Here is a 26,659-nt window from a genome sequence, read left to right as displayed (position 1 = left end):
CCTGGACCAAACCCGCCGACGAAATCCTGCCTCACGCCACCCGTCAACGAACTTCAGACGCGCGACACTAGCGGGCAACGGTCACCGATCGACAGAGATCGCGGCCGGCATATTGGCACGACTGCACGGCTGCGATGCCAGCCAGCAAGAGTTTCCTCTGATCGAGGACCTGTATCCAGAGGCGGAACTTCAGGCTCGACGCGACAACGCGTACGAACGCCGAAGCCGACGCGACGCGCGCCGTGGTGAAGCCGGGCTGAAACTCTTGCGTGCCGCGGCCCGGACGATCGAGGCGCTGATCGACACCCCTTCCGGCCGAACGGTGCTCCACGGTGATTTCAGCAACAAGAACATCCTGTCGGCCGGTGCGGCCTTCGTGGTGATCGATCCGATCCCCAAGCTGGGCGACCCCTGTACCGATGTCGCCAACTACGCAATAACCCAGCCCGCTGACCAGATGTTTGACACCGCCAACCAACTGGCTCATGCGCTCGACCTCGATCCCCGCCGCACCGAGCGCTGGACGGCGGTCTACGCAGTGCTACAGGACTGCCAGGCCTGGCGCGAGGACCAAGCTGTCCTCGACGGACTTCTTCAGGACGCGTGGTTCCGGAACCTGCTCGCTTGAATTCCTGCCCGTTGTACTTCCACCGGACAGGGCAAGGTCTCTGGCAAGTTGCGCTATCTAGCGGAGTTTCGCCAGAGCCCGATGGAGGAATGCATCCCTGATATCGGTGCCGGCGCCCATGGCCGGCGCGGTTTCCAACGCAGCGACCGCATCCCAGTACGGCATGGCGTCCGCGGGGCGGCCGGCCGCCTGTTCCCATCCGTCGAGAATCGCATCAGCTGCCTCCGCGCCATAGGAGAACACTGCGCTCAGCCTGGCATGGCCGAGGTCGATGCCTGGATGCCCTACGCCCGCACAACCCCAGTCGATCAACCCGGTGACCTGCGATCCGGAGGCCATGATGTTTCCGAGCCACGCATCTCCGTGCACCAGGCAACGGATGTTGTCCGGACGCGGACGATCGGCCAATTCTCGGGCACCTGCAGCCAAGAGACGGGCGCCCTCTCTTGATCGTTGGCTCGGGTGCTCGGCACATTCGCGCTTCTCCGCGGTGTATCCACCTCCAGGTTCCAGTGGACGCTGACGTTCGGGAAGTGTCGGTGCCGGATCTGCCGCGATGCGGTGAATCTCAGCCAGATAGGCGCCCACTGCGTGGAGCCGTTCTTCGTTCCACGGCTGCGACGCCACGGTGTCACCGGCGACAACTGTCTGGAGCGAGGTGACGACACCGCACCGGTGACCATCATCCATGGCGATCAGGCGCGGCGCACTCACCGCCGAGCTCTCGACCTGGCTCAGGGCAGCCGCCTCGACAAGGAGATAGTCGTCACCCTTGGCACCCAGCCCGGCTGTCCGAAGAACTGACCGGTGTACGGCGCCGCCCGAGCTGACCTCGACCAGCCATGGACCCTGCCCTTCGTGCAGGTCGCGCACGTTGACCACCGTCGCCCCCGGCATCCAGGCGTCGATCGCCCACTGAAGCACGACCGACCCAGGAGCAGCCATGGCTCAAGCGTTTCAGCCGACCCCTGCGGGGTCAACCTAATGCCTCGATCCATGACCCGGCACCGTGCCGGTCAGCTTCATCCGGTCCAGACGATGTTGGAGATCCGCACACTCTGGTCATCGCCGTTGACGTGGAAGCCGATCAGGCCAAGGCCATTGCCGAAGATCGCCTCACGCAGATTCGAGTCGTCACCCCGGCGGGAGGATGTCGCATCCCATGGCTCCTCCGCCAACTCAACCGCGCGGGCAACAACGAGGTCCTGGGCGATCACGGGAAGGTCGTGATACTGCGCAGCGGCGCCGCCACTGAAGACAACCCGGTACGTCACCGACCTGGCCAGCCACCAACCAGCTGCTCAACCGGCACATCAGTGTCAGAACTCTCGTCCTTGGCGCCAGCGAGCGATCGGCGTAACCCGGATCGCCGTACGCGACCGCCCTCAGCCTCCATAGCCTCAGCAACTGATGCAGCATCCGGTACTGCTCCGGACGCCGAGCCTGCTCAACGGCGACCGCGTACTCAGCGCGGAAATGCGCGTGGCACGACTCCGGCAGACGAGCCAAGATCTCTGCCGGATCGTCTCGATCCCGCTTCTGCCTCGGTGCCTGCGCCGTCATGGCCCCATGACTATGGATCCCCACCCACGACATCCCAGCAACACCAGACCAGCTTCGCGCCGGGTGCCCCAGAAGGGATCCAAGTCCGGGCAGCATCGCTGTTGCTATCTCCCGCTGATTCTGTCGCCGACGATCGAGCCGCCACGGCGTGTCGCCCCCGGAGCAGACCATCCTCGGTCACAAAACCAGCGGCGTCGCAAGAGATTCGTCGGCGGACGCGGCGAGGCCGCCGCCCGAAGGCGGCCGTCGCCGAGCAGATCAACGGACAACCGCACCGGGCACAGAGTTGAGCGTGCCCGCAGTCTCCGAGGGGGATCGATGATCAGGCGGCAGGGCCCATCATCGGGCCGGAGTTGGCGGGGGTGCTGGCGGCCCGTCGCTTACGCGCTGGCGGCCGATTCAGGAGGCCGACACGCTGGGAGCTCCTGTTAGGCGCTGTCTGTTCGGGTGTATTTCGCCACGTCCTGTCCGGTGATCAGTGCCAGGAAGCTGGTGGGCGCGTGGTCGCCGAACAGGAGCTCTTGGTTGCGATCTGAGTCAGCCGCCATTTCCTCGCTCCTGGGGAACAGCGCCTGCTCGTACTCATAGAGGGCGGCTTCGGTGTCGTCGGGGTGGGCGGCGATAGCTTTGCCGAGTTCGGAGCTGTCGAACATGGCCAGGTTTGCACCCTCGCCAGCGAACGGTGACATCAGGTGCGCGGCGTCTCCGAGAAGCGTGACGCCGGGAACGCGGTCCCAGCGGATCCCTACTGGGAGGATGTTAATCGCGCGGAGCACGGGCGGGGTATCGGTATCGGTGACGAGCGCGGTCAGCTCAGGGGCCCAGCCATCGAACTCGGCGACTGTGCGAGCGATGACTTCGGTTTGGTCTGTGGCATCGAAGCTGCTGATCCAGTCGTCGGGCTTACGTAGGCCGACGTAGGTGTGGATCACATTTCCGGGCTCGCGTTGCGCCATGAGCCCGCGGCCGGGTTCGAGTGCTGTCATTGCCCCCTCGCCGACCACGGCGGCGGTGGGAGCGTGGCGGGCATCAACGTCGTGGAGGTAGGTTTCCACGAATGAAATGCCCGTGTAGTAGGGCTTGACGTCGGTGATGAGCGGACGAACCTTGGACCAGGCTCCGTCCGCTCCGATGAGAAGATCGATCGTGATGGTGTTGCCGTTGGCGAATTGCAGTTCGTGACGGCCGCCGCCGATAGGCCTGATGGCGGTGACCTTGTGACCCCACTTGATGGTGCCCTCTGGGAGCGATTCGAGCAGGATGCGCCGGAGATCACCACGGAGCACTTCGGGTCGGCTGCCGGTCCCGTCGTCGGGTTCCTCCAGCAGCGGTGTCACGTGACGATCCACAACACGGGATGCTTCGCCGCCGGCGTGGATGATGGTGTGGAACTGCTGGGTCAGGGCAGCTGCTTCGAGCGCGAGCTGGCCGTTGTATTCGTGCATGTCGAGTTGACCGCCCTGGGTGCGTGCCTGCGCGGAGGGCTCAGCCTCGAAGATCGTCGCTTCGATTCCGTTCAGGTGAAGGACGCGCGCAAGGGTTAGACCACCAAGGCCAGCACCAATGATTGCGATAGACGAAGACATGCCCTTCCCTTCTCTTCCCAGGACCGGATGCCAGACGCTAGATTCCCTGGTACGGCGTACCAGGGATTGTGGTACGCGGTACCAGGATGTGTCAAGGTTGAGGTATGGGAGATGCGAGTGTTGCAGAACCGTCTGAATCAAGAGCAGTCCCGCGGGACCGGATCGCAGCCGCTGCAGTCGAACTGCTAGATGCACACGGCGAGAGCGGGCTCACCTTCAGAGCATTGGCTCGCCGCCTCCAGACCGGTCCTGGTGTCATCCAATGGCATCTGGCGAACAAAGCCGGGTTGCTGCAGGCCGCAACAGCTGCCGTGCTCCCAGACGCCATGCTGGATGAGGATGCCGGCACACCTCGGGAGACAATTCGAGCGATCGCTGTCGACGTATACGACGCGATCGATGCTCATCCGTGGCTGGGTGCACAGTTAGCGAAGCCGCCGTGGCAAGACACAATGCTGCGCATCTTCGAGCACATCGGCCGGAGCATACAGGCGCTCACCCCGCAGTTCGCAGCGCAGTTCTCCGCCACATCGACGTTGCTGAACTACATCATCGGAGCCGGCAGCCAGCAGGCGCGCACCTCGCGGTCGGAGACGGCAACCACTGGACGAGCTGGCGCCCTGGCCGCGCTCAGTGCGCAATGGGAGTGCCTCAACCCGCAGGAATGGCCCTTCACCAGGAGCATGGCTACTCAACTCCGATCCCACGGTGACCGGGACGAATTTCTGGCAGGCGTTGACCTCATCCTCGATGGCCTCAACGCCACCCGGCGGGAAGAGTAGACGAGCGCAGATGTCCGTAGCGATTCGCTGGCTCGGATTCCTCGGCGCATGGTTGCTCGTCGCCGGCCCGCTCTACCAGGGCGTGTTGGAACTCCTCGAACAAGACGTAGACCGGGCCGGCCTACAATCCACGATCGAGGGGCTACAACCGCCCGGACCCCTGGACCGCAGGTGGTGGCTGCTGCCCCCAGTGATGATCGTCTTGCGCCGGAGGCGAGACGCCGAGTTCCACCAGCAGGTCCTCTCCCGCATGACGCCAGAACAGCTCGCAGAGCGATCGAGCCTGATCCAAAAAGCGACGGGTTGGTTCATCGTCGCCGCCGGTGCCCTGCTCCTGGCAACCAAGGAAACTTGGGAGCTTGCAGAACCGAACGAATGGCCCATCTGGGCATTCGTCGCCGCTCTCATCGTCATGGCCTGCCTCGCCGGAGGCTGCGCCCTCCTGGCCTTCACTCACCACCAGACCCTGCGCCGCACGCTCCCACCCGAGTGACGACGAGGCACCTGACGGCCCGGGCCGGGCATCGGGCAAGCGAACGAGACTGAAGCTGCGCAAGTCATCATCGATGACACGATCCCAGCACACGGCGAACACGCTCGTCATGCGAAGTTGTCGCCGTCCACATTCGACCACTCCATCAGGTTCTGCACTGCCCCTCAGAAGCTGTTCGCGATACAGCACGACAGGCGACCGCTGAGCAAGCTCCAAGCCATCTCGTTAGAGGTTCCAATACCAGCGGCCTCGCTGCTGCCCCATCCTCCGCCGGGCAGTTCTCGAGACCGTCCGTTCCCCCAGCTCCCAGAGGTACTGCTCGCTACTCCAAGCAGAGACAGATGGGATTGCCTTCAGGATCGATAACAACACGATGCTCGTTCGGTTGTGATTGAAGCTCAGCAACAACTGCACCGCACTCGACCGCCCATGCGACGGCAACATCAAGATCATCAACCGTGACGTCCAGATGCATCGTCGGAATTTGCTCGCCAGGCACCGTTGGCCAGACGGGCCGACGATGGTCGACCTGGTAGTCGAAGTTCAGCGCCGGCTCGATGACGCCTTCAGGAGGGCACACAAGGGCATAGCCCGCCTCGGCTGGTTCACCCTGTGCGGGTTCCTCTTCTCTGATGTAGGGCCAGCCCAGCAACCTGGAGTAAAAACGGCCCAGCTCCCGTGGGCGGGCAGCCATCATCGTGAGCGCTCCAACCCGCACCCTTGGGGCCATACTCGTCACCTCTCAACCCTCGCCACGTGACGCCGAGATCGACCATCGCCTGGCAACTGCCAACTGAGCTAGCGTGGCATCATCCTGCTCCGCCGAAGTCGCCGTCAGAACTCCACGAGCTCGTTGGCTGCAAGTGCTTCGAGGCCGCCACGGATTCGGTCAGCGCTCCCGTTTGGAGTGAACCGATCTAAGTCGTCGGGAGCAATGAAGGCGAGCCCGTGAAGCTCGTCCGGCGGGACGACGAACTGCCGGATTGTGTCGGCATCTACGACGCCACCGTCGTAGACAAGAATCATTGAGCCGTGCTCGTCGGCAGGAAGTGTGGGCGGCACCCACCGCATGGTCAGTAAACGGCCGATGGCCAGACGAACACCCAGCTCCTCGTGCACCTCGCGACCGCACCCGTCGCGGGGAGCCTCATTGGCTTCGACGGTGCCACCCGGCAGGATCATGCCGTCGCGATAGGTCGGATCGACCAGACACACGCTGCCCTGCTCGTCACGGATAAGCGCGCAAGCGGCAATCCGGCGTCGAGGCAAGCCCGCTAAATAGTCTGACTGCATTGCCATACCCCGATCTTCACACGAAGCAATGGTTAGGGTTGGCCTCCGTCTCGGGCGTCAACGCGATCGGTGCCGATCGGCTGACAAGTAGCTGGTGCACAAACTCGCACCGGCACCGGCACGAGATCACAACCACGGCCCTAGACGGTTCCCCGGCCACGGCCGATCGCTGTGTCAAATGGGACGTCGTGTGAGACGCGAGACGCTCCCGGGTGTGTGCCGCGAGCTGGTGGTGTGATGGCTCCAAGATGCTGGCGATCGTGGCTACGACCTGGCGAAGGAGATCTACCGGTGCAAAGTGGGCTGATCGCTCGTGACGGGGTCCGTTTGGCATGGCAACGTCGTGGTCAACCGCCGGGGAACAGCCCGACTGTGGTGTTGGCTCACGGTTTGACTGATGCCGCCAATACCTGGGGCGAGGTCGAGACCCGGTTAGCCACCTCCTTTGACGTGCTCAGCTACGACGCGCGCGGACACGGGCGGTCGGACCGAGCAGGCGACTATTCCGTTGCGGCGCATACCGCAGATTTGATTGAGCTCGTCCGGGCGTTGCATGTGCTGGATCCGGTGCTGATGGGCCATTCCATGGGCGGGGTGCACTCCGCTCTTGCCGCTGCCCAGCTGGCCCCGCGAGCAGTCGTCCTGGAGGAGCCCGCCTGGCCTGAGGTCGCCGACGACGGCACGAAGGACATCGCCGCGAGCCGCCGGTCGGTTGTCGAGATTGCCGACTTGACCGAGTCGCAGCGGGCGGACCGATGCCGAAATGAACACCCCACCTGGTCGGATCGCGACATCTCTGCATGGGTGGAGGCGCGGGGACAAGTCGACCCCGATGCCGTCAGCTGGTTCGATTCGTGGGCTATCACCAATCGGTGGCGCGAGCACATCAGTCAGCTCTGCTGTCCTGGCTTGTTGGTCACCGGGGACGTCAACCCGACCGTGACCACGACCGCGGCTGCCGAAGCGACCCGGCTATGGCCCAAAGTCCAAGTGCGCCGGATCCACGGCGCGGGACACAACGCGAGGCGAGATCAGTTCGAACCGTTCTGGCGGATCCTCGCAGACTTCCTCAAACAGCTCTGACAAGCGCCGGGAAACCATCCAGTCCGACAGACCCTGCCCACCCGTGAGAGATTCCCTGCCCGGTGATGGTTCCGCTTGTGAGACAACCTCAAGCGCCACGTCACGTGGGAATGCGGCCGCCCGATAGATCCGCCCGGCTTCCTGCCGGTCAACGGGCGACGTACGGGTCGTTCGTGATCTTCACAGCGAAGGACCCATGCGCCGGGATGCCGGATCATCTCGCCCCGCCGGTCGAGAATCGCAGATCGCACCCAACGCGATCACGCGGGTCGGCCTGCTCGTGCCGGCGCGTCACCGGCCGGACGCGTCCCAGCACCTGGCGGCGGCATTGCGGCGCACACCGATCGGGCGAAGGATGGAGAAAGATCCGCCCGGGAGGGCGGCGACGACGCGACTGAGGAGTGGCGAGATATGACGGTGGATGTGGTCCGACTCGGCGACAGTGGCTTGAAGGTTTCGGAGATCACCCTGGGATGTATGAGCTTCGGCGGTGGTTCCGGTCGTCACAACTGGGCGATCGACGAGGACGCGAGCCGGGTGATCATCAAGCAGGCCCTGGACGCCGGCATCACCACCTTCGACACCGCCAATGTGTATTCGACCGGGCGCTCGGAGGAGATCACCGGCAAGATCCTCGGTGAGCTCGCCTCCCGCGACGACATCGTGGTTGCCACGAAGGTGCACGGCGAGATGCGCCCCGGCCCGTACGGACACGGCCAGTCCCGCAAGGCGATCCTGGCGGAGATCGACAACAGCCTGCGCCGGCTCAACATGGATTACGTCGACCTCTACCAGATCCACCGCTACGACGCGGAGGTGCCGATGGAGGAGACGATGGAGGCGCTGCACGACGTCGTCAAAGCCGGCAAGGCCCGCTATATCGGCGCCTCGTCGATGTGGACCTGGCAGTTCCAGGCGTTGCAAGATGTCGCCGAGGTCAACGGCTGGACGCCGTTCATCTCGATGCAGAACCACTACAACCTGCTCTACCGCGAGGAAGAGCGGGAGATGATGCCCTACTGCGCCGCGACCGGCGTCGGCGTCATCCCGTGGAGCCCCCTGGCCGGCGGTCGGCTGGTCCGCGACTGGGGCGTACGCGGCACCGCCCGTTCCGAGAAGAGCGAGCGCCAGCCGTCACCGAACGACCCCGGTGACAAGTCCATCGTCGAGGCGGTCACCAAGATCGCCAAGGAGCGGGGTGTGCCACGCGCCGGCGTGGCGCTCGCCTGGATGCTGGCCAAGCCGTACGTCCACTCGCCGATCGTCGGCGCGACCAAGCCCGAGCAGTTCACCGAAGCGCTCACCAGTGTGGACATCACCCTCGATGATCATGAGATTGAGGAGCTGGAAGCGGCCTACACCCCCCACGAGATCCAGGGCCACCAGTAAGACCTATCCGCGGGACGGGCCGGGCTACCCAGCCCGTAGAGTTCTTGATCATGGCGGCCGGAGAGACCATCGTCGACGTTGTATCGGACGCGCCGTGGCTGCCCGCCGGAGGGCGAGCCGAGACCGTACGGAGCCGGATCGCCCCGATACCCGCAGGCCTGGTGCGGCTCCTCGTGCTCGACGGCAAGCGCATCTACTGCCAGCCTCGCTCCGACTCGGGGAAGATCGACCTCCCCACGGGCTCAGTGTCGGTCGACGATCCGGACGGGAGCCGGGCGGCGGCCGCGCTCGCGCAGCGGGTGTTCGGTGAGCCCGTCCATGTCACGCCGATCGGATTCGTCCGCAACATCGTCCCTACCGGCGCGGACGACTATCTCTGGCCGACACCGGTCGCCCACTTCACCGTCTGGACCGCTGCCGGCGAGCCGTGCATCCCGGGCACCTGGATCGACACCAGCCTCGCAGACAACCCGCTCGAGTCCCGGCACTGGTGGCCGCTCATCGACGAGCGACATCACTGACAACTGGAAGCCACATGTCCAAGCTAAGGAGTGCCGCGTGACCGACGGGACCGAACTCATCGACCGGGACGCCACCGATCTGGCCCGGATGCTCCGCGAGGAAGCGGTCAGTGCGACCGAGGTGATGCAGGCCCACTTGGAGCGGATCGAGCGGCTCAATCCGTACCTCAACGCGATTGTCGACCTGCAGTCCGAGCGGGCCCTGGAGGGCGCCAGGGCGCTGGATCACCACCATGATCAAAACGACCGCGGGCCGCTGTACGGACTCCCGACCGCGCACAAGGATCTCGTGCCGGCGCGCGGCTTCCGCTTCACCGAGGGCTCGCCGATCTTCGCGGACCGGATCGCCGACGAGGACGATCTGATAGTCACGCGGATGGCCGCCGCAGGCGCGATCGCGATCGGCAAGACCAATGTGCCGGAGTTCGGGCTGGGCTCGCACTCCTTCAATCCGGTCTACGGCGTGACTCGCAATCCGTACGATCTGAGCCGGACGGCGGGTGGCAGCAGTGGCGGCGCGGCCGCTGCGCTCGCGGCCCGGCTGCTGCCGATCGCCGACGGCAGCGACACCGGCGGATCGCTGCGCAACCCGGCCTCCTTCTGCAATGTCACGTCAATTCGTCCGTCACCCGGCACCGTGCCGTCCGGCCCGGGATCCTTCCCGTACGGCACGTTGGCAGTGAAAGGGCCGATGGGACGCAGCGTCGCGGACGTGGCGCTGCTGCTGTCGGTGCTGTCCGGCAGCGACGAGCGCAGTCCGCTGTCAGTCGGCCTGGATGCGACGGAGTTGATCAAGCCGACGGGCCGCGCGATCCGGGTCGCCTGGTCGGCCGACCTCAACGGACTCGCGACCGTCGATCCGGTGGTGATCACCTCACTCGAGCCGGTGATCACCGACATCGCGGAACGACTCGGGTGGCAGCTCGACGCAACGTGTCCTGATCTTGGTCCGGCTCTGGACTACTTCCGGGTGATCCGGGCAATGCAACTGGAGCAGGCGCTCGGACCGCTCGTCGACCAGCACCCGGACCTGATCAAGCCCGACGCGATCTGGAACGTCGAGATCGGACGACGGCTCCAAGGCCCGGAGATCGGCCGGGCCTTGCACCAGGCGGCCGAGATCCACCAGGCCATGACCGACTTCTTCCAGACCTACGACCTGCTGATCACGCCGACCTGCCAGGTGCCGCCGTTCCCGGTCGGGATCCGTTACCCGGATGAGATCGCGGGCACCACCATGCAGGACTACCTCGAGTGGATGCGGATCCCCTCGGCGATCACCGGAACCGCGTGTCCGGCGATGTCCTTGCCCGCCACCTTCACGCCGGAGGGGCTGCCGATCGGCCTGCAGGTGGTGGCGCCGTTCCGACGTGAGGGCCAACTGCTCGGCTACGCATCGCTGCTCGAGTCTGCCTTGCGCGATCGGACGCCCACACTGCTGGACGAGCCGGTCATCGACACCAACCAGCCCCCGCCGGACCCGTTCGAGCGGGTCGGGTGACCTGGGTCGATCGATCGGGAGACCGCTTCACCAGCCGTGGGTCATGATCGGCGGCACCGTGCCGTTGCCGTGCAACTGGGCGCGCAGCGCCATCAGCACTTGCAACTCGTGCGGCACCACCGGATCCGGTAGCGCATCCAGCGGGAACCAGTCGAGATCGGATGCCTTCTCCGGCTCCATGATCCGGGGCTTGCCCTTCCAATGCGTTGTGGTGAAGAAGAAGTCCACTCGTTCGTCCAGCCCGTCAGCCTGCCGATCGGCGCCGTGGTTGGTCCGGTGCAGGGTCGTCAGTCCCTTCAGATTGGACTCCTCGACCTCGATGCCGAGCTCTTCGAACGCCTCCCGGCAGGCCGCGCGGTGCACGGGCTCGCCCTCCTCGACGTGCCCCGCGGCACCGGTCGCCCAGTGCCCGTCGCGATAGCCGGTGTTGCTGCGCAGCTGCAGCAACACGTGATCATCCCGGCGAAGGATCAGATAGGCGGCCGGGACCACTCGGAAGCGGTCCTTGTTGACCTCCTCCCGGTGAACCGAGCTGAGTTGGTCTTTGCGCACCGTTGCGGCCACTTGGCACCTACCTTGTGATCTTGTTTCGGAGGATCTCCAACAATTCGGGACGGTCGAAGAAGGTCGCCGTGTCCCAGGCCGAGGGCGTACCGGCCCGCGGATCCGCGCCGTTGGCGACCAGCAGCCGTACGACGTCCTCGTAGCCCTTGAAGACCGCACCGGCCAGCGGGGTCTGGCCGCGGTCGTTCAGTGCATCGACGGTCGCACCATGATCGACCAGCACCCTGACCGCATGCGCATGGCCGTGGTAGGCCGCGAGCATCAGCAGCGTGTTCCCGCTGGCGTCGGTGAGGTTAGCCGGCATCCCGGCCTCGATGTGACCGGCCAGCCGATCGGCATCGCCGGCCCGTGCCAGGTCGAAGAGTTCGCGAGCGACCCCAGCCGGATCCGGTTGATCACCGACCATGATCAGGTCCCGGGCTTGAGCAACGGGAACAGGGTGGTCTCACGCAGACCGACATCGAAGAACAGCGCCAGCACCCGGTCGATCCCCAGGCCGACGCCGCCCATCGGCGGTGCGCCGAATTCCAGCGCATACAGGAAATCCTCGTCCAGCTGCATGGCCTCCGGGTCACCCTTGGCTGCTTCCAGCGATTGGGCGACCAGACGCTCACGCTGGATCACCGGGTCGATCAATTCGGAGAATCCGGTGCCACGCTCGACACCACCGATGATCAGGTCCCAGGCCTCGATCAGATTCGGATCACTGCGATGCGGCCGCGCCAACGGCTGGGCGATCGGTGGGTAGTCGCAGACGAAGGTCGGCTGCAGCAGTGTCGGCTCGACCAGTTCGCTGAACAACTCCATGACCAGCTTCTGGGCATCCCACTGCTGATCGAATTCAAGATCATTCGCCTCGGCGTACTTGATCAAGGTGTCCCGATCGGTCCGCGGCGTGACCTCCCCGCCGACCGCGGCCGAGACCGCCGGATAGACCGAGAGCCAGGTCCATTCGCCATCAAGATCGATCACGCCGTTCGGAGTCTCGATCTGGTGCCGACCCAGCGCATCGGCGCAGTCCAGGATGATCTGCTTGGTCAGCTCGGCGACTGTGGTCTGGTCACCCCACGCCTCGTAGAACTCCAGCATGGTGAATTCGGCGTTGTGGGTGTGGTCGATGCCTTCGTTACGGAAGATCCGGCCGATCTCGTACACCTTCTCCACCCCGCCGACGACCGCCCGCTTGAGAAAGAGCTCGAGCGCGATCCGCAACGTCATGTCGATGTCGAAGGCGTTCAAGTGGGTATTGAACGGGCGCGCGTGGGCGCCGCCGTGCACCAACTGCAGGACCGGCGTCTCGACCTCGACGAATCCCGCCCGGTGCAGGGTCTCCCGTACGCTCCGGGTGACGGTGGCTCGGTTGCGGACCATGTCGCGGGCCGCCTCGCGGATGGTCAGGTCGGCATACCGCTGCCGGACCCGGGTCTCGTCGGACAGCTCGGAATGCAGATTCGGCATCGGCCGCAGCGCCTTGGACGCCAGCTGCCAGTCGGTCGCCATCACCGACAGCTCGCCTCGCTTGGACGAGATCACCCGGCCGGTCACGAAGACGTAGTCGCCGAGGTCGACGTCGGCCTTCCAACGGGCCAGCGACTCCTCGCCCACCTCGGCCAGCGACAGCATCACCTGCAGCCGGGCGACCGAGGTCTCCTGGTCCAGCCCTTCCTGCAGGGTGGCGAAACACAGCTTGCCGGTATTGCGGATGAAGACCACGCGGCCGGTGACTCCGACGACCTCGTCGGTCTCCTCACCTGCCTCCAGGTGTCCCCAGCTGGCGCGCACCTGACGCAAGGTGTGGGTACGGGGAACCGAGACCGGATACGACTGCCGCCCCTCCGCGAGCAGCCGGTCACGCTTCTCCCGCCGGACCCGGCTCTGCTCGGGTACGTCGGTTCCGAAGTCGTCTGGCTGGTCGCTCACAGCGCGCTAGCTTATGCGAAGTCGCTTCCGGACTCAGTCCGGTTTCACCCGGACGCGGCCGGTCGCGGGGTCGGTGATCCACGTCAGACGGGACAGGTTGTCGACCACCAGGTCGGCCAGCAGTTCCTTCCGCGGGGTGGTCGTCACCACGGCGAGCGTCGCGCAGCCCGCGGCCCGGGCGGCCTGCAGCCCCTTCACCGCGTCCTCGACCACCAGGCAGTCCTGCGGCGGGTGGCCGAGCCGTTCGACGGCCTTCAGGTACGGGTCCGGTGCAGGCTTGCCGCGGGTCACGTCGTCGACGGTCACCAGCACCGCGGGCGGCGTCAGGCCCGCCGCGTCGAGCCGGGCACGGGCCAGCACTGCGGTGCACGAGGTGGCGATCCCGACCCGGTCGGCCGGCAGCGTACGGAAGGCTTCAGTCGCGCCGGGCAGCGGCAGGACGCCGTCCAGGTCGGACAGCTCGAGCTCGTTGATCCGGTCGATCGCCCACTGCTGGCGCTTCGGCGGCACCAACTCCCGGACCGTCGCCTCGGCCGGCACGCCGTGATAGCCGAGCAGCCGTTCCAGCGGGATGCCCAGTTCGCCGGCCCAGGTGGTCCAGGACCTGATCACTGCTGGGGTGGAGTCGATCAACGTGCCATCCATGTCGAACACCACGGCCGCGAAGTCGCGCTCGGTCACACTGGGCCCATCGGTCACGCCCCCCAGTCTTCCTCACCGGCCGTCGGGCCGCCCGGGCGGCGCCAGCGGATCGCGGTGGCCAGCACCGCCTCGGCCAGGGTCTCCAGGGCCACGGCCAGCAGGCCCCAGGTGATCACGCCGGGCGTCCCGGTCAGTTGCGCGAGGCTGAAGAGCACCCCGACGACCAGGATCCGGCCGTCGGCGCCGAGCAGCGACCGCGGTCCGGGCACCCCCTTGATCCGGATCGAATAGATCAACTCGTACCGGCGGTAGGCGATCGCCGCCAGTGCGACGAAGATCAACGAGCCGTCGATTCCCCGGACCAGGAGGCTGCCGATCACCGCCGACTCGCCGATCCAGACCAGCGGCAGCGCCAGCCAGCCGAGCCGATGGGTCACCGGGGTCCGCAGGACGCAGCCGACGATGACCACCGAGACGACCGCCCAGGCCCAGGCGATCGCCGGGCTGTCCAACCCGATGCTGGCGATCAGGCCGAGCCAGCTGATGATCAACGCCAGCAGCCCCGGCAGGAAGCCGACCCGGACCCGGCCGGCCAATCCGGCCAGCAGACCGAGGTCGAGCTGCTGGGCCAGGCTCGGGGTGGCGTACGGTCCGGCGGGCCGCAGCGCGCGCAGCAGCCGGCCGCCGACGGTCCACACCAGCGCGAACCCCGACACGGCGATGGCCGCGACCAGCACCCACAGCGGCCGCAGGGTGAGCAGTGCCAGTGACAGCACCAGATAGCGCTCGGCGATCGGCACGTGGGCGATCTTCCTGACCCAGAAGGCGATCCGGGCCGGTCGGGACGGTTGCGGCCGCAGGGTGGTCGGGGCTCCGTCGGCGGACCCGTCACCTGCTAGGGAGAGCGGGACCAGCGCCGGCCGGCCGACCCGCCCCGGCGCCTGGCGATCGGTGTAGGCGTAGTCCTCCAGATGCCGCGCGGTCACCACCACCATCGCGATCGCAGCCAGTAACCAACCGTAGTGGTGGTGGTCACGGACCGCGACCACCGCGACAGCTGCGAATGCCAGATATTCCTTGACCCGATCGCCGATCCCGTCGAGCCAACCGCCGAAATCCGAATACCGGCGGGTGAAGCGAGCCACCTCGCCGTCCATGCAGTCGATGATCAACGAGAGCTGCAGCAGCACCGCTGCGGCGATCCAGGCCGCCGGGCGGCCGGTGAAGATCAACAGACCGGCCAGGATCCCGATCGCGAGGCTGATCGCGGTGATCTGGTTCGGCGTCACCCGGGTGCGGAGCGCCAGCCAGGTGCCCAGCCGCGACAGCCGGCGTACGACTGCGGCCGAGTAGGCGCCGTCCCCGAGCCGGGACGCCGACCGCAGCCGCTGGCCCCAGCCCGTGGCGCCCAGGCCGTCCTGGCCGACACCTCGGCCGTCGCCGTTGCGGTCGCGGGACCAGCGGTAGTAGCCGAGCGGCTGTCCGACGACGGCCAGTCCACCGCGGACCAGCGCCAGCAGTGCCAGATCGAACGGGTCCTCGGAGTCAGCTGCAGACCCCTCGGCTGCAGACCCCTCGGCTGCGGCGCTGCGCCACAGCTCGGCCGCCCGGCAGCGGTCGGCCTCGCGGATCCGCAGCAGCCCGACGACGACCCGGTTCGGGTTGCCGGCCTGGTGGGCGGCGGTCCCGATCGACTCCACCGTCCGGTCGGCCGCGACCCGCGCCAGCGTCGCACGCTCCAGCCCGTACGCGTGCTGCCGGGGCGCCTCGATGTTGCGAGGGTCGGCGAGCAGGACCGCGGTCCGATCGCCGCGTGAGTCCAACAGGTCCAAGGTGGCCGGCAGGCCGAGGTCGAGTCCGCCGGCGATCACCACCAACGGGCCGTGGCCGTCCTCGGCCCGCTCCGCCAGCTGAGCAAGATCAGCAACCTGGTGCACCGCAGCCCCGGCACAGACCTGCCCGAGCGCCGTCTCCAGCTCCGTCCCGATCGCACCGGTCGCCACGCACTGGGCACCGGCGCCGTATCCCCGGACCGCTCGTGCGGCGGCGTTCCCGGGTGCGGGCCTGGCCTGCGAGTCGGACGAGCCGGACGAGTCGGACACCGGCGCATGGTATCCGGTGCGCCCCAGTCAGCGAGCGAGATCCGGTCAGCGAGCGAGATCCGGTCAGCGAGCGAGATCCAGTCAGCGAGCGAGATCCAGTCAGCGAGCGAGATCCGGGCGGACGACGGCGATCAGCCGGCGGACGGCCTGCCGCGTCGGCCGGGCCAGCCGGTTGTACGGGATCCGGCCGCCGGCCGCGAGTACGTCGTCGACGGGCAGCAGCACCTGGCCTCGGATGGCCGGCTGCGGATCGACGGTTCCCCGCTCGGTGGGGACAGACCGCCGTGGCCGCCGGCCGAAGGACTCGACCTGGACGACGACGACCTGCTGGCCACCGGTGTTGATCATCCGCAGGTGCTCGGCCGCCAGCGTCCGGCCTAGCGGGGTCGCCGCGGTGACCATGATCAAAGTCGTGCCGGGATCGGCCAGTTCGCCTGCCGCAGCGGCCACGTTGCGTCCCAGGTCGTGCAGCCGGAACCGGTGGTCGACCGCCGGCACCTCGTCGCCGCCGGGGATCCGGGGCCCCAGGCCCCCGCCGGTGTGGTCGATCAGGAACGGGGCGTTGCCGGCCTGTCGCAACTCGGCGAACAGCAGCGCGGCGACTGTCGTGGTGCCGACACCGCCGGCCGTTCCGGCGATCAGCAGTCGGCGCAGCCCGGGGATCGGGTCGGCCGAGCCGTAACTCACGGGGGTCGGAATACTCATCAGCCCTCCTCGGCGATGAACCGAGCTGAGATCGACGCGGCGATCCGCCGGGCCAACCGGGCGCCGGGTTCGCCGTACGGCCCCCAGGGCGCGGACGCCTCGGTCCACCACAGCGGGCCGTCCGGCGGGTGATCCAGCAGGTCCTGTTCGGAATCGGACTCCAGCAACTGCTCGGCCTGGCCGACGTCGTCCAGCCGCCGCGACGCCTCGATCGTGAGCACCGCGATGTCCTCGTCGTCGAGCAGCTGGACCGCCCAACCGCCGAAGAGCAGCCGCGGCCGCAGCCCGGGGTCGACCTCGCGCGCGGCGTCCAGCACCCGGGTCAGATCGGCCGGCTCGGCCGACAACATCCGATACTCACGAGGCATCGCGCTCCCCCTCCTGGCTCCGGGCACGGGCGTTGGCGACCTGGATCATTCGCGGCGGCTCACCGCGTCGGACCAGCCGGCCGCGCCCGGCCACCATCGGCTCGGCGTACAGGCCCGGCAGGATCGGTCCTTCGGCGCGTTCGCCGGACATCAGCAGGATGTTGCCGCCGGACTCCCGAAGGGTCTGCATCACGATCCCGTACATCGCCCGGCCGATGCCGGCGACCGGACGGCTCAGCAGCACGTGCAGCCGCAGGTCCCGGGCCGAGGCCAGGTACGGCATCAGCGGGTCGAGCGGATCGGTGCCGCCCGCGTCCAGGATGTCGAAATCGTCGGCCACCACCACGATCCGCGGGCCACGGCGCAGCGCAGTGGCCGCCTCCGCGGTCGGTCGCCCGTCCGGCCCGGTCTGGTTGGCCGCTGCCACCCGCTCGGACAGCTCCTGGGCGATCGCCGACGACAGTCCGTGCGCCAGGCCCGGTGTCGTCGCATGCCCGCCGAGATACTCGTCGGGCACCTCGGCCGCCACCTCGCCGCGCAGGTCCATCACCGCGATCACCAACTCCTCGGCGGTGTAGCGCTCCAGCAGCCCGCGGACCAGCTGCCGCAGCGCGGTGGTCTTGCCCGCGCCCGGGTCGCCGAAGATCAGCAGGTGCTGGTCGTTGCGGTCCAGTTCCACCAGCGCCGGCTCCATGGTGTCCTGGCGCAGGCCGAGCGGGAGTGCGTCGGGTTCGGTGAACGCATCCGGCAGCAGGGCCGGATCCAGGTCGGTCGGCAGCAGCCGGATCGGGGCCGCGGCCGGGCCGTGCCAGCTCTCCGCCGACTGCTCGGCCAGCCGCTGCACCGCCAGGCCGAGGTCGGATTCGCCCCGCCCGTCCAGATCCAGCTGGTCGTCCAGCACCGGCAGCGCGATCTGGGCGAAATGCTCGTCGTCGGTGAGCACCCGCCCGGGCTGGTCGGCCTTGAGCACCGCATTCAGCTTGCGGCCGATGGTCGAATCCAGCGGATCATTCAACCGCAGCTCGTACCGGCTGCCGATCATCGGCTGGTGGACGATCCGCAGCTCGTTCCAGCGGGTCATGGTGAAGACCAGGTGGATGCCGAAGCTGCCGCCGCGCTGGAGCAGGTCCATCAGCGACTCCTCCAGATCCTCGAAATCGTTGCGCAGCGCGCCGATCCCGTCGACCAGAACCACGATCTCGGTAGCGACGAGCTCCGGTACCCGACCGGCCGCGTGCTCAGCACGCAACGCGGCCAGCGACTCGATGCCGCGATCACGGAAGACCTGCTCGCGGACCGCGAGCATGCCGTGCAACTCCTCCAGCAGCCGGCGCAACTGGTCCGCATGGGCGCGCGTGGCGACGCCGCCGACGTGCGGGAAGGCCTCGATCCGGCGCAGTCCGGCGCCGGTCAGATCCATCCCGTAGATGCTCACCTCGCGCGGGGTCCGGGTGAGGGCGAGTGCGACGGCCACCGTCCGCAGGAAGGTGCTGCGGCCGGTGCCAGGGGCGCCGATAATCGCGTGGTGGCCGCCGGCCCGGCCGAGGTCGATCAGCCACGGCCGCTGGGACTGCCGCGCTGGATCGTCGATCAGGCCGATCGCCACCCGCAGGCCGTCCCGCTCGGTCTCCCCGGCGCCGGTCTCGTGGCCGATCACGCGCGAAAGCGCCAGCCGGTTCGGCAGCGGCGGCAGCCAGACCGGGGCTACGGTCCGGTCGGCGGCACCGACCCGGAGCCGGTCGACGCATTCGGCGACCAGCGGCCTGCCGACCATCGGCGCGACCAGCTCGGTCTCGGCCTCGGAGCCGGCGGTTCCGAGCGAGCGCTGCAGGGTGTTGTAGGTCGGCAGCAGCATCGGCTCGGCACGTTGCTCGTCCTCGACCGCCAGCGGTTCCTCCGGTGCGGCGGCGGGGCCGGAGACGTACCCGGACCGGAAGCGGCGGTAGATCGAGGTGTCCACCTTGAGATAGCCATAGCCAGGGATGGCCGGCAGGTGGAAGGCGTCGCCAGTGTCCAGGACGACGCTGCTCTCGGCCTCGGAGAAGGTCCGCAGCCCGATCCGGTACGACAGATAAGTGTCCAGACCGCGCAGCTTGCCGGCCTCGATCCGCTGACTGGACAGCAGCAGATGCACCCCGATCGAGCGGCCGATCCGGCCGATCTGGATCAGCAGGTCGATGAAATCCGGTTCGGCGGTCAGCAACTCGCCGAACTCGTCGATCACCACGAACAGGTGCGGCATCGGCGGCAGCGCCGGACCGCCGGTCCGGGCCCGCTCGGCCCGCAATTCGCGGTAGTGGCTGATCGAGGACGAGCCGGCATCGCGCAACCGTTCCTGGCGGCGTACGACCTCACCGGAGATGCTGGCCCGGGCGCGCTCGATCAGCTGCGGGTCGTCGGCCAGGTTGTCCATGATCCCGGCGATGTGCGGCATCCCGGTGAACGGGTCGAACGCCGCGCCGCCCTTGTAGTCGACCAGGATCATGCTCAGATCCTCGGGCGCGTGCGACAGCCCCAGAGCGAGGACCAGGGTGCGCAGCATCTCGCTCTTGCCGGAGCCAGTGGCACCGATGCAGATGCCGTGCGGGCCCATGCCCAGCTCGGCGGACTCCTTCAGATCCAGCAGGACCGGGGCGCCGTAGTCGTCGAGGCCGATCGGCACCCGCAGGAAATCCCGGGACGAGCGCGGCTTCCACAGCTGCGGTCCGACGGCGGCCACCCCGGGGATGCCGAGCAGTTCGGTGATCTCGATGGAGCGTCCGGATTCGGCCTGCTCGGCCTCGGTCAGGCTGAGCCGTAGCGGCGCCAGCGAGCGCGCCACCGAGCCGAACAGCTCGGGCGACGGCCGGTCGACGGTGGCCGTCCGAGTCGGGGTCGGGACCTGATCATCGCCGACCAGCCGAGAATCGGTGATCGTGGCGACGTGGTCATCGTCGATGGTGATCCGGACCTGGACGTCGGACGGCTCGTCCAGCCGGTCGCTGAGCAGGTGCACGGTGGTGATCTGCAGGTCTGCCGGTCGCAGGTCGGCGTCCGGGATGGTCACCTGGGCGGCGTGCTGGCCGTAGTCGTCGCTGAAGATCACCAGCCGGCCGATCGGCAGCGAGTCGGCGGTGACCACGTTGCGACGTGCGGTCGCGGCCAGCTGGGCGCGGTCGGCCAGCTCGGCGCCGAGCACCCGGGACAACTCGGCGGCACTGGGTGCCACCCGGCGGGCGCGGACCCCGGCGTCGGAGAGCTGCTCGTCCTGGGCATGCGGCAGCAGGTCGAAACCCCGCCAGTCGTCGGCCCGGACGTCCTCGAAGACGGCGGCCAGCACCAGGTCCTCCGGCGAGTGCAGGGCGGCCAGTTGCATGATCATCGAGCGGGCGACCGCGAGCACGTCGGCCCGACTGCCGATCACCGCGACCGAGCCGGCACCGTCGAGCCGAGCCGTCACGGGGACGCCGAGCACGGTGCCGTAATGATCGACGACCGCCTTGGCCTCGGCCGCCATGATCGGGTCGTGCGGGCGGACCGGATTCTCCTCCCGCGGCACCTCCAGTCCGAACCAGCCGACGTCGCCCTGGCCAATGCGCACCCGCAGGAAATCCGGGTCCGTACGCCGCCGCTCCCACAGCCGTCCCGGGTCGCGGATCAGCTCCGGCAACGCGGCCGGCTCCGGGTCCAGGGTGCCGGCCTGTTCGCGGACGCCGCGGACCCGGTCGCGCATGTCGGCGCGGAAGCGTTCCAGGTAGTCCAGGTAGAGCTCACGCTGGGTGCGCCGGCTGCGGGCCGCCTGGCCACGGGAGCTGATCGCGAAGCCGACGCCGCCCAGCAACGCGACAACCAGCAGCACCGCACCGGCGACCAGATACAGCGGGTTGCTGTTGCGCATCACCACGATCATCACGACCGAACTCAGGGCGCCGGCGACTGGGATCAGGGTGTGCAGAGCCTGGCCGCCGACCTGCCCGTCAGGCAGCGCGGGCGGCGCGGCAAGCTTCTCCGGCTCCGGTTCGGTGAGCGGTTCGGTGATCCGGGTCGGGCGGTGGACCAGTCGCTGGGTCATGCCGGCCGCACCGCCCCGGGAGCCGCCGCGGCGGGCACAGCAGCCGCCGGGATCCGGGCAGAAGCCCGCAGCCCGGCTGCCTCGGTCACCAGTCCCGCAGCCAGCCGGGCGACTGCCTGCCGGGATCTGATGCTGCGCCGGCCGGTCGCGTACAACCAGTCGGAGCCGACGGCGGGATCGTAGGGAAGCCCGAAGACCGGCAGGTCGAGTGCGTCGGACAGGTCTGCCGTCAGCCGGGACAGGGCCGCTGTGCGGGCGATGTCGGTGAGCACGAGGACCAGCCGGGGCGACTCCGGCAGTTCCCGCAGCCCGGCCAGGGTGTCAGCGGCGGCCGAGGGTTGGTCGGCCCTGGCGACAAGCACCAGCACATGGCCGGTGGCCGCGACCTGTTCCAGGTCCTCGGCGGCGGGACGGATGCCCCAGTCGGTCAGCACCAGGTCGAAGAACCGGGCGATCGGACCCAGTTGGCCGGTCCACTCGGCGACCGACCGCTGACCGGCGACGGGCGCGCCGGCGACGGGCGCACCGGCGCCGACCGGGTCGTTCAGGTCCAGCAGCGGAAGCCGGCCCACCACGGGCAGCCCACTGCGGGCGTCCTCGATGGTCCGGGCCGTACGCCGTCGGTCGGCCGCCGCGGTGCCGGCCTCGGGTGTGGTCTGTTCCGATCGCCGCGGGCGGACCTCGATCAGGTGCCGTCCGAGCCCGGACCGGCCGCCGTCCGCGTCGACCGCGAGGATCGATCCGCTCCGGCGAGCCGCCAGGGTCGCGGCGACCGAGGCGACAGTGGTCGTCGTACCGGCGCCGCCGGCGATCGAGACGAAGCCGATCCGGCGGCTGAGCGGCAGCCCGGCCCGGATTCCGGCGTCGGTGGCCCGCAGCGAGTCGACCGCCGAGCCAGCGCTGCCGAAGATCATCCGCAGGGCGGTTCGTACGCCGTCTGCCGCGGTCACCGGAATGCTCCCATCAGGTCGGAGAAGACACCGAAGGCACCCATCACCAGGACCGGCAGGGCGATCACCGCGATCGCCTCGACCAGGTTGCCGAGCCGGCGCAGCCGGGCCCGGTGGTGCTCGGCCAACTCGACGCCGGCCGCGACGGCGACCACGGCAGCGATGATGATCAACGCCGCAGTGCGACCGGAGGCGCCGATCAGATACTGGTGCGCGATCACGCCTGCGACGGCGACGACCAGGGCAGCTGTCCACAGCGGCACCCGCTGGCCGATCAGCGGGAAGACCCGGGTCCGCAGCGCGGTCACCAGCAGGGCGGCCAGACCGAGGCCGGCGGTCCACCGGTCGTGAGTGGTGATCAGCACCGCCGCGCCGACGGCGAGCGGGGCCGAGACCGCCCAGGCGGACCAGGTCAGCGACCGGTACGCGTCGTCGACGGTCCGCAGCACCTGCCCGCGACGGCCGGGGGCACCGGACATCACCTGATCATCGAGCCCGGTCAGTCCGGAAGCCGCCAACGCATACCAGGGCAGCAGTCCGCATGCGATTGCGGCGAGCACGGTGTCGACCGCGATCGCATGCCCCGCTGTCATCCCGGCCGCGGCGAGCAGGACCGGAAGGATCGCCAGGACCGCGCCGAGCACGGCGGCCGGCGCCGCGGAGCGGATCCGCAGGCCGGCGCCGAATCCGAGGCCGAGCAGCGCCCACACCACTGCCGCGCCGACGGCGACCGGGGCGAGCTGGAAGTGCCAGCCGTGGCCGAGCAGGTCGGCGCCCACCGGTTCCTGGTGCACCGCACCGACGGCCAGGCCGATCGCCGCCGACGTCAGCGCGAGCGCGGGCCAGGCCCGGCGCAACCGTCCGGTAAGCACGGCGACGGCGATCAGGACGGCGACAGCGACGGCACGGGCGCCCAGCGGCACCGGGTGGACCAGTTCGGCGGCACCGACCAGGGCGCCGATCGCGACCGCAGCCGCGCAGCGCCGGGCAGCCGGGGTCCAGCGGCCGCGACGGTCGGCGAAGGTGCTGCCGACCACATCGGTGACATCGGCGACCTCGGGTGGCGGCGGCGCCTCGTCGGCCCGGACCAGCCGCAGGATCTCACCGTCCAGCAGCTGCTGCTGACCGGGTGACAGGGCCGCATCGAGCTGCTCACCGGTGGACCGGACGACGGTCAGCGGACGCGCGGCCGGACCCGACGGCTCGTCGAGCAGATCGAGCAGCCGGGGCAGCAGGCCTCCCAGCGGCTCGTCGTCGGGCACCACCAACTCGGCACGACGCAGGCTTCCGACGACGGTCAGCCGGGTGAAGTCGGTCATGGAGCGGTCCTCGCGATCAGATCGGTGAGTCTCAGATCGGACAGCGTGTCCCGACCACCACCGTCGGCGGCCAGCAGCCCGATCGTGCCCGGACGCTGCAGGTCCTGGGTGCTGTCACTGCCGGTGACAGTCCAGTCCGACGGCTCGCTCCCGCCGGTCCAGACCTTCGCCCGGATCGTGGTCGGGTTGGTGCCGATCACCTGCATCCGGATCGAGACCGGGATCGGCTGGTCACCGGCGTCGGTGCTGCCCGGCTGGCCGACCGTGGTGGAGATCTGCTGGACCGGACCGTCGCCCTGGTCGATGGTCGAGACCCGCACCAGCGAGACCGCGGTGCCCCCTCCCGGGGTCAGCCGGACCTCGGTCCGGTAGTCCTGGTTGGAGCTGACCCGTCGGCCCAGCAGGTCGACGGTGACGCTGCCGCCGGACTTCAGCGCCGGTGACGGTTCGACCGTGACGGTGACGTCGGACCGATCCTGTTCGATACCCGGTAGGTAGCCACCGAGCCGGTCCGAACCGGCCCCGGAGGCAGCGGGGACGGAGGCGAGTTTCAACACCGCGGCTCCATCACTGACGGAGTATCCCGTCGCCGGGTCGCCCAGCCGCCAGGTGCCGCCGCGATCGGCCGTGCCCCAGCCGTTGCCGACCGTCCGGTCGAAGGTGTCGGAGGCGAAGACCGGGCCGGTGGCTGGGCCAAGGCCCTGCTGCTGCTTCTGCTGTTCGGCCTGGTTGCCGAGTTGGGCCGAGACGAAGGAGAATCCGACACAGACCGCGCTGAGGACGGCCGCCAGCACGATGCCGCCCACCAGCCGGCGCAGGTTGTCGTTGATCAGCCGGCGTTCGGCCAGTTCTCCGGACAGGAAGGCCGAGACCAGCCGGGCGCGGTGGGTCTTGACCGTCTCCAGCAGGACGAGATCGCGGTCAGGCATCGGGACCTCCTTCCTGGTCGGGGGTGTCGGGATGGGGGGCGTCGGGGTCCGGTTCGGACGGCGCTTCGCTGCGGATCCTGGACAACGATCCGGCTGCCATTCCCAGCGCCTCCTCCAGCAGTGTCGGATTGAATGCGGCGAGGATCCGGTCCAGGCGTTGCCACGCCTCGAGACCGACCGGGCCGAGCTCGAACAACAGCGCCGGCAACCGCGGCCGGCCGACGACCTCGGCACCGTGCCGTTCTCGCATCAGGGCCACGTCCAGGCCGAAACTTCGTACGGCCGGTGCACCGACGAACAGTGCCAACGGCAACGGCGGCGGCAACAGATAGGGCGGGACCGCAAGGTCGCGGCGACCGGGATGCACCAACTGCAGCCCGACCAGCGGCATGCCGGTCTCGGCGACGCGTCGGAAGACGTCGGCCAACCGGGAGCGTACGGCTGCGAAGGTCGCTTCGTCCGGTGCACCGATCCCAGTCACCAGGTGGTCGATCTCCTCGACCCCGAATTCGGTCCGCTGGGCGCCGATCGTGGCCGACAGGCCCGGACCGGCGGCCACGACGGTCGTCAGCCGGGGCATCTCGGCCCGGATCACATCGGTGGCCCGCCGCCGGTCCCACGGCTCCCCCACGGGCTCATGGGTGCCCCAGGCCAACCCGGCTGTGCTGTCCATGCGCTTGGCGAGGACGTCCAGCGGCTCGCCGAGCAGGGTCCGTTCCCGGGCCGGATGCCGCAGCCCGACGAGGGTGGTCACCTGCAGGATGTCGGCGCCTTCGGGGATCCGCAGGTAGCCGATCGAGTAGTCGTCGACCGATTGCGGCCGGGGCTGGGTCCAGGACTCCTCGAGCCGGGACAGCCGCCGGCCGTCGAATCCATTGCGGAGCGCACCATCGGCCTGCCGCACCACCCAGGTCCCACCGGAGTCCCGCCAGATCCGGGCGAACGCGGGCGTGAGCGAACTCAGCTCGTCGCTGATCAGCACCGGGCGCCGCTCGTCACGGGCAGCCAGCGCCAGCAGGTTGGCCCGGGCAGCGCTCAGGTGCACGATCCGGCTGCGCGTCTCGGTGGCCACCCATCGGGTGCCGTCGTCTGCCTGCCCGACCCGGTCGGCGAGCGGGTGCGGAGCGCCCGGGTCCGGCTCCGGCGCGGGCTGTGGGGCGAACTGCGGCCCGAACGGATCAGCCATCGGCCAGCACCACCAACCGCCGGCCTCCGGCCTCGATGGTCGCTCCGATCGGCACCGCCGAACGGACCTCGGCCGCCAGCGGGGTCCGTACGCCATCGGTCCGGACGACCGCCGTGCCGGTGGCCGAATCCAGATCGGTCACCCAGACCGTCGACTCGGACCGCTCGATGAGCAGGTGGGTCTTGTCCAGCCGCCGGGACAGGTCCGGTAGGGCCAGCGCATCGACACCGTCCCGGCCGTCGGTGTCCGGATCACGGCCGATCACGGCCGGTCGGTTGAGGATCCAGCGGGAGCCGTCCTCGAAGGCGATCCACACCAGGCTGCCCGCGGTGAGGAATCGCATCCTGGGCGCGGGCTGCGGTGCGGCAGCACCGAATCCGCCGGCGACGGACTGGTCGCCGGAAGCCGCCGGTGCACTGCCACCGATCGCGACCGGCATCGGCTGCGGCTGCATCGGATCACGGCCGTTCCGCAGATCCGCGGTCAGCAACCGGCCGCGTACGGCCCCGGCCAGCTGGCGACGGAAGCGGGCGAACCGGATCGGGGTGCCGGTCAGGTCATCGACCGTACGCAGACCGACCAGCAATCGCCCCGGGCTGCGGCCGGTGGCCAGCAGCCAGCCGAGCTCGACTACTGCGACAGCGACCGCAACGCCCAGCAGCAGCCAGCCCAGGGCGTGTTCCGGGGTCGTCATGAACGCCACGATCGCGGCCGCAGCAAGGGCGACCGGAATCACCAGATCGATCAGATCCGCGAGGTAACGCCGACCCAGCGACGCTCGGACGACTCCGGTCAGCCCGGCGTCGGCGACAGCCGTCGTACTCGCAGCGGCAGGGGACCAGACCGCGCCGCAGGCGGCGCAGACGCCGGCCTGCGAACGGAACGAGCCGCAGCGACGGCAACTCCCGTTTCCCAACAGCGCCCGTGGCACAGATTCCTCCAGCTTCGCGGGCGGATAGGCCGCGGCCCGCCTGAACATGGTACGGACCCAGGGTTCCATGAACTGGTGATCTGCACCCCTGGCGTTCTACTGTCGTGTCTGTCGGAAACTCTTCGACCCCCGATGGAACCAACAGGGAACCAA

Annotated in this window: 26 protein-coding genes; 7 read left to right on the top strand and 19 right to left on the bottom strand. The window is 68.7% G+C overall.

The window, feature by feature from the left end:
- The coding region (locus IEY07_RS16560; RefSeq protein ID WP_188896490.1) for an aminoglycoside phosphotransferase family protein at nucleotides 1-628 on the top strand (628 nt) is incomplete at its 5' end.
- Nucleotides 629-685: 57 nt separating this feature from the next.
- Here the strand turns inward: IEY07_RS16560 and IEY07_RS16555 are convergent.
- The 4 genes from IEY07_RS16555 to IEY07_RS16545 form a co-directional block, all read right to left on the bottom strand.
- Nucleotides 686-1,573, bottom strand: a complete 888-nt coding sequence (locus IEY07_RS16555) for a phosphotransferase family protein (RefSeq protein WP_188896489.1) — start codon at nucleotides 1,571-1,573, stop codon at nucleotides 686-688.
- Between the two features lie 77 nt (nucleotides 1,574-1,650).
- Entirely contained in the window at nucleotides 1,651-1,902 is a 252-nt protein-coding gene (locus IEY07_RS16550; protein ID WP_188896488.1) for a hypothetical protein, read from the bottom strand.
- Nucleotides 1,808-2,191 carry a DUF6247 family protein gene (locus IEY07_RS24810; protein WP_373288872.1) on the bottom strand — a complete coding sequence of 128 codons (384 nt, stop codon included), beginning with the start codon at nucleotides 2,189-2,191 and terminating at the stop codon, nucleotides 1,808-1,810. The genes IEY07_RS16550 and IEY07_RS24810 overlap by 95 nt, the downstream gene beginning before the upstream one ends.
- Nucleotides 2,192-2,619: 428 nt before the next feature.
- Entirely contained in the window at nucleotides 2,620-3,777 is a 1,158-nt protein-coding gene (locus IEY07_RS16545; protein WP_188896487.1) for an FAD-dependent oxidoreductase, read from the bottom strand.
- A 104-nt stretch (nucleotides 3,778-3,881) separates the two neighbouring features.
- On the opposite strand from IEY07_RS16545, the gene IEY07_RS16540 reads away from it, so the two are divergent.
- Nucleotides 3,882-4,559 (top strand): TetR/AcrR family transcriptional regulator, encoded by a 678-nt coding sequence (locus IEY07_RS16540; RefSeq protein WP_188896486.1) that lies wholly within the window; start codon nucleotides 3,882-3,884, stop codon nucleotides 4,557-4,559.
- A 10-nt stretch (nucleotides 4,560-4,569) separates the two neighbouring features.
- On the top strand, nucleotides 4,570-5,052 hold the full coding sequence (locus IEY07_RS16535) for a hypothetical protein (RefSeq protein ID WP_188896485.1): 483 nt from the start codon (nucleotides 4,570-4,572) through the stop codon (nucleotides 5,050-5,052).
- Between the two features lie 322 nt (nucleotides 5,053-5,374).
- Here the strand turns inward: IEY07_RS16535 and IEY07_RS16530 are convergent, their stop codons facing one another.
- Nucleotides 5,375-5,749 (bottom strand): VOC family protein, encoded by a 375-nt coding sequence (locus tag IEY07_RS16530; protein ID WP_188896484.1) that lies wholly within the window; start codon nucleotides 5,747-5,749, stop codon nucleotides 5,375-5,377.
- A 137-nt stretch (nucleotides 5,750-5,886) separates the two neighbouring features.
- Nucleotides 5,887-6,351 (bottom strand): NUDIX domain-containing protein, encoded by a 465-nt coding sequence (locus IEY07_RS16525; protein ID WP_188896483.1) that lies wholly within the window; start codon nucleotides 6,349-6,351, stop codon nucleotides 5,887-5,889.
- Between the two features lie 231 nt (nucleotides 6,352-6,582).
- On the opposite strand from IEY07_RS16525, the gene IEY07_RS16520 reads away from it, so the two are divergent.
- From IEY07_RS16520 to IEY07_RS16505, 4 genes are all read left to right on the top strand, one after another.
- A complete protein-coding gene (locus IEY07_RS16520; protein WP_268239233.1) occupies nucleotides 6,583-7,428 on the top strand; it encodes an alpha/beta fold hydrolase in 846 nt (281 codons plus the stop codon).
- A 411-nt stretch (nucleotides 7,429-7,839) separates the two neighbouring features.
- On the top strand, nucleotides 7,840-8,817 hold the full coding sequence (locus IEY07_RS16515; protein WP_188896481.1) for an aldo/keto reductase: 978 nt from the start codon (nucleotides 7,840-7,842) through the stop codon (nucleotides 8,815-8,817).
- 50 nt (nucleotides 8,818-8,867) lie between these two features.
- On the top strand, nucleotides 8,868-9,338 hold the full coding sequence (locus IEY07_RS16510; protein ID WP_188896480.1) for an NUDIX hydrolase: 471 nt from the start codon (nucleotides 8,868-8,870) through the stop codon (nucleotides 9,336-9,338).
- Between the two features lie 37 nt (nucleotides 9,339-9,375).
- On the top strand, nucleotides 9,376-10,839 hold the full coding sequence (locus IEY07_RS16505; protein ID WP_188896479.1) for an amidase family protein: 1,464 nt from the start codon (nucleotides 9,376-9,378) through the stop codon (nucleotides 10,837-10,839).
- 27 nt (nucleotides 10,840-10,866) lie between these two features.
- On the opposite strand, the gene IEY07_RS16500 is transcribed toward IEY07_RS16505, so the two are convergent.
- From IEY07_RS16500 to IEY07_RS16440, 13 genes are all read right to left on the bottom strand, one after another.
- The gene (locus IEY07_RS16500; protein WP_229670186.1) at nucleotides 10,867-11,403 is read right to left on the bottom strand and encodes an NUDIX hydrolase; all 537 of its coding nucleotides are present in this window, start codon (nucleotides 11,401-11,403) and stop codon (nucleotides 10,867-10,869) included.
- A gap of 7 nt (nucleotides 11,404-11,410) precedes the next feature.
- On the bottom strand, nucleotides 11,411-11,809 hold the full coding sequence (locus tag IEY07_RS16495) for an ankyrin repeat domain-containing protein (protein ID WP_188896478.1): 399 nt from the start codon (nucleotides 11,807-11,809) through the stop codon (nucleotides 11,411-11,413).
- Nucleotides 11,810-11,811: 2 nt separating this feature from the next.
- Complete coding sequence (gene lysS, locus IEY07_RS16490) at nucleotides 11,812-13,323, bottom strand: lysine--tRNA ligase (protein WP_188896477.1); 1,512 nt, start codon at nucleotides 13,321-13,323, stop codon at nucleotides 11,812-11,814.
- 33 nt (nucleotides 13,324-13,356) lie between these two features.
- Nucleotides 13,357-14,022, bottom strand: a complete 666-nt coding sequence (locus IEY07_RS16485; RefSeq protein ID WP_229670185.1) for an HAD family hydrolase — start codon at nucleotides 14,020-14,022, stop codon at nucleotides 13,357-13,359.
- On the bottom strand, nucleotides 14,019-16,067 hold the full coding sequence (locus IEY07_RS16480) for a CDP-alcohol phosphatidyltransferase family protein (protein WP_188896476.1): 2,049 nt from the start codon (nucleotides 16,065-16,067) through the stop codon (nucleotides 14,019-14,021). The genes IEY07_RS16485 and IEY07_RS16480 overlap by 4 nt, the downstream gene beginning before the upstream one ends.
- A 99-nt stretch (nucleotides 16,068-16,166) precedes the next feature.
- Nucleotides 16,167-16,772 carry a hypothetical protein gene (locus IEY07_RS16475; protein WP_188896475.1) on the bottom strand — a complete coding sequence of 202 codons (606 nt, stop codon included), beginning with the start codon at nucleotides 16,770-16,772 and terminating at the stop codon, nucleotides 16,167-16,169.
- Entirely contained in the window at nucleotides 16,772-17,140 is a 369-nt protein-coding gene (locus IEY07_RS16470) for a hypothetical protein (RefSeq protein WP_188896474.1), read from the bottom strand. Before IEY07_RS16470 ends, IEY07_RS16475 begins: the two co-directional genes overlap by 1 nt.
- Entirely contained in the window at nucleotides 17,130-21,191 is a 4,062-nt protein-coding gene (eccCa, locus tag IEY07_RS16465; RefSeq protein ID WP_188896473.1) for a type VII secretion protein EccCa, read from the bottom strand. The genes IEY07_RS16470 and eccCa overlap by 11 nt, the downstream gene beginning before the upstream one ends.
- Nucleotides 21,188-22,141: a hypothetical protein gene (locus tag IEY07_RS16460; protein WP_188896472.1), complete on the bottom strand. Its 954-nt coding sequence runs from the start codon at nucleotides 22,139-22,141 to the stop codon at nucleotides 21,188-21,190. Before IEY07_RS16460 ends, eccCa begins: the two co-directional genes overlap by 4 nt.
- Complete coding sequence (locus IEY07_RS16455; protein ID WP_188896471.1) at nucleotides 22,138-23,460, bottom strand: EsaB/YukD family protein; 1,323 nt, start codon at nucleotides 23,458-23,460, stop codon at nucleotides 22,138-22,140. Before IEY07_RS16455 ends, IEY07_RS16460 begins: the two co-directional genes overlap by 4 nt.
- Nucleotides 23,457-24,389 (bottom strand): hypothetical protein, encoded by a 933-nt coding sequence (locus IEY07_RS16450; protein WP_188896470.1) that lies wholly within the window; start codon nucleotides 24,387-24,389, stop codon nucleotides 23,457-23,459. Before IEY07_RS16450 ends, IEY07_RS16455 begins: the two co-directional genes overlap by 4 nt.
- The gene (locus IEY07_RS16445) at nucleotides 24,382-25,575 is read right to left on the bottom strand and encodes a DUF6177 family protein (protein WP_188896469.1); all 1,194 of its coding nucleotides are present in this window, start codon (nucleotides 25,573-25,575) and stop codon (nucleotides 24,382-24,384) included. The genes IEY07_RS16450 and IEY07_RS16445 overlap by 8 nt, the downstream gene beginning before the upstream one ends.
- Nucleotides 25,568-26,554 (bottom strand): RDD family protein, encoded by a 987-nt coding sequence (locus IEY07_RS16440; protein ID WP_188896468.1) that lies wholly within the window; start codon nucleotides 26,552-26,554, stop codon nucleotides 25,568-25,570. Before IEY07_RS16440 ends, IEY07_RS16445 begins: the two co-directional genes overlap by 8 nt.
- Nucleotides 26,555-26,659 lie beyond the last annotated feature (105 nt).

Origin of the sequence: Microlunatus endophyticus (genome assembly GCF_014646195.1) — a bacterium.
Classification (GTDB): Bacteria; Actinomycetota; Actinomycetes; order Propionibacteriales; family Propionibacteriaceae; genus Microlunatus; species Microlunatus endophyticus.
The sequence above is the reverse complement of the archived record's forward strand: the minus strand, read 5'-3'. Positions and strand labels throughout refer to the sequence as shown.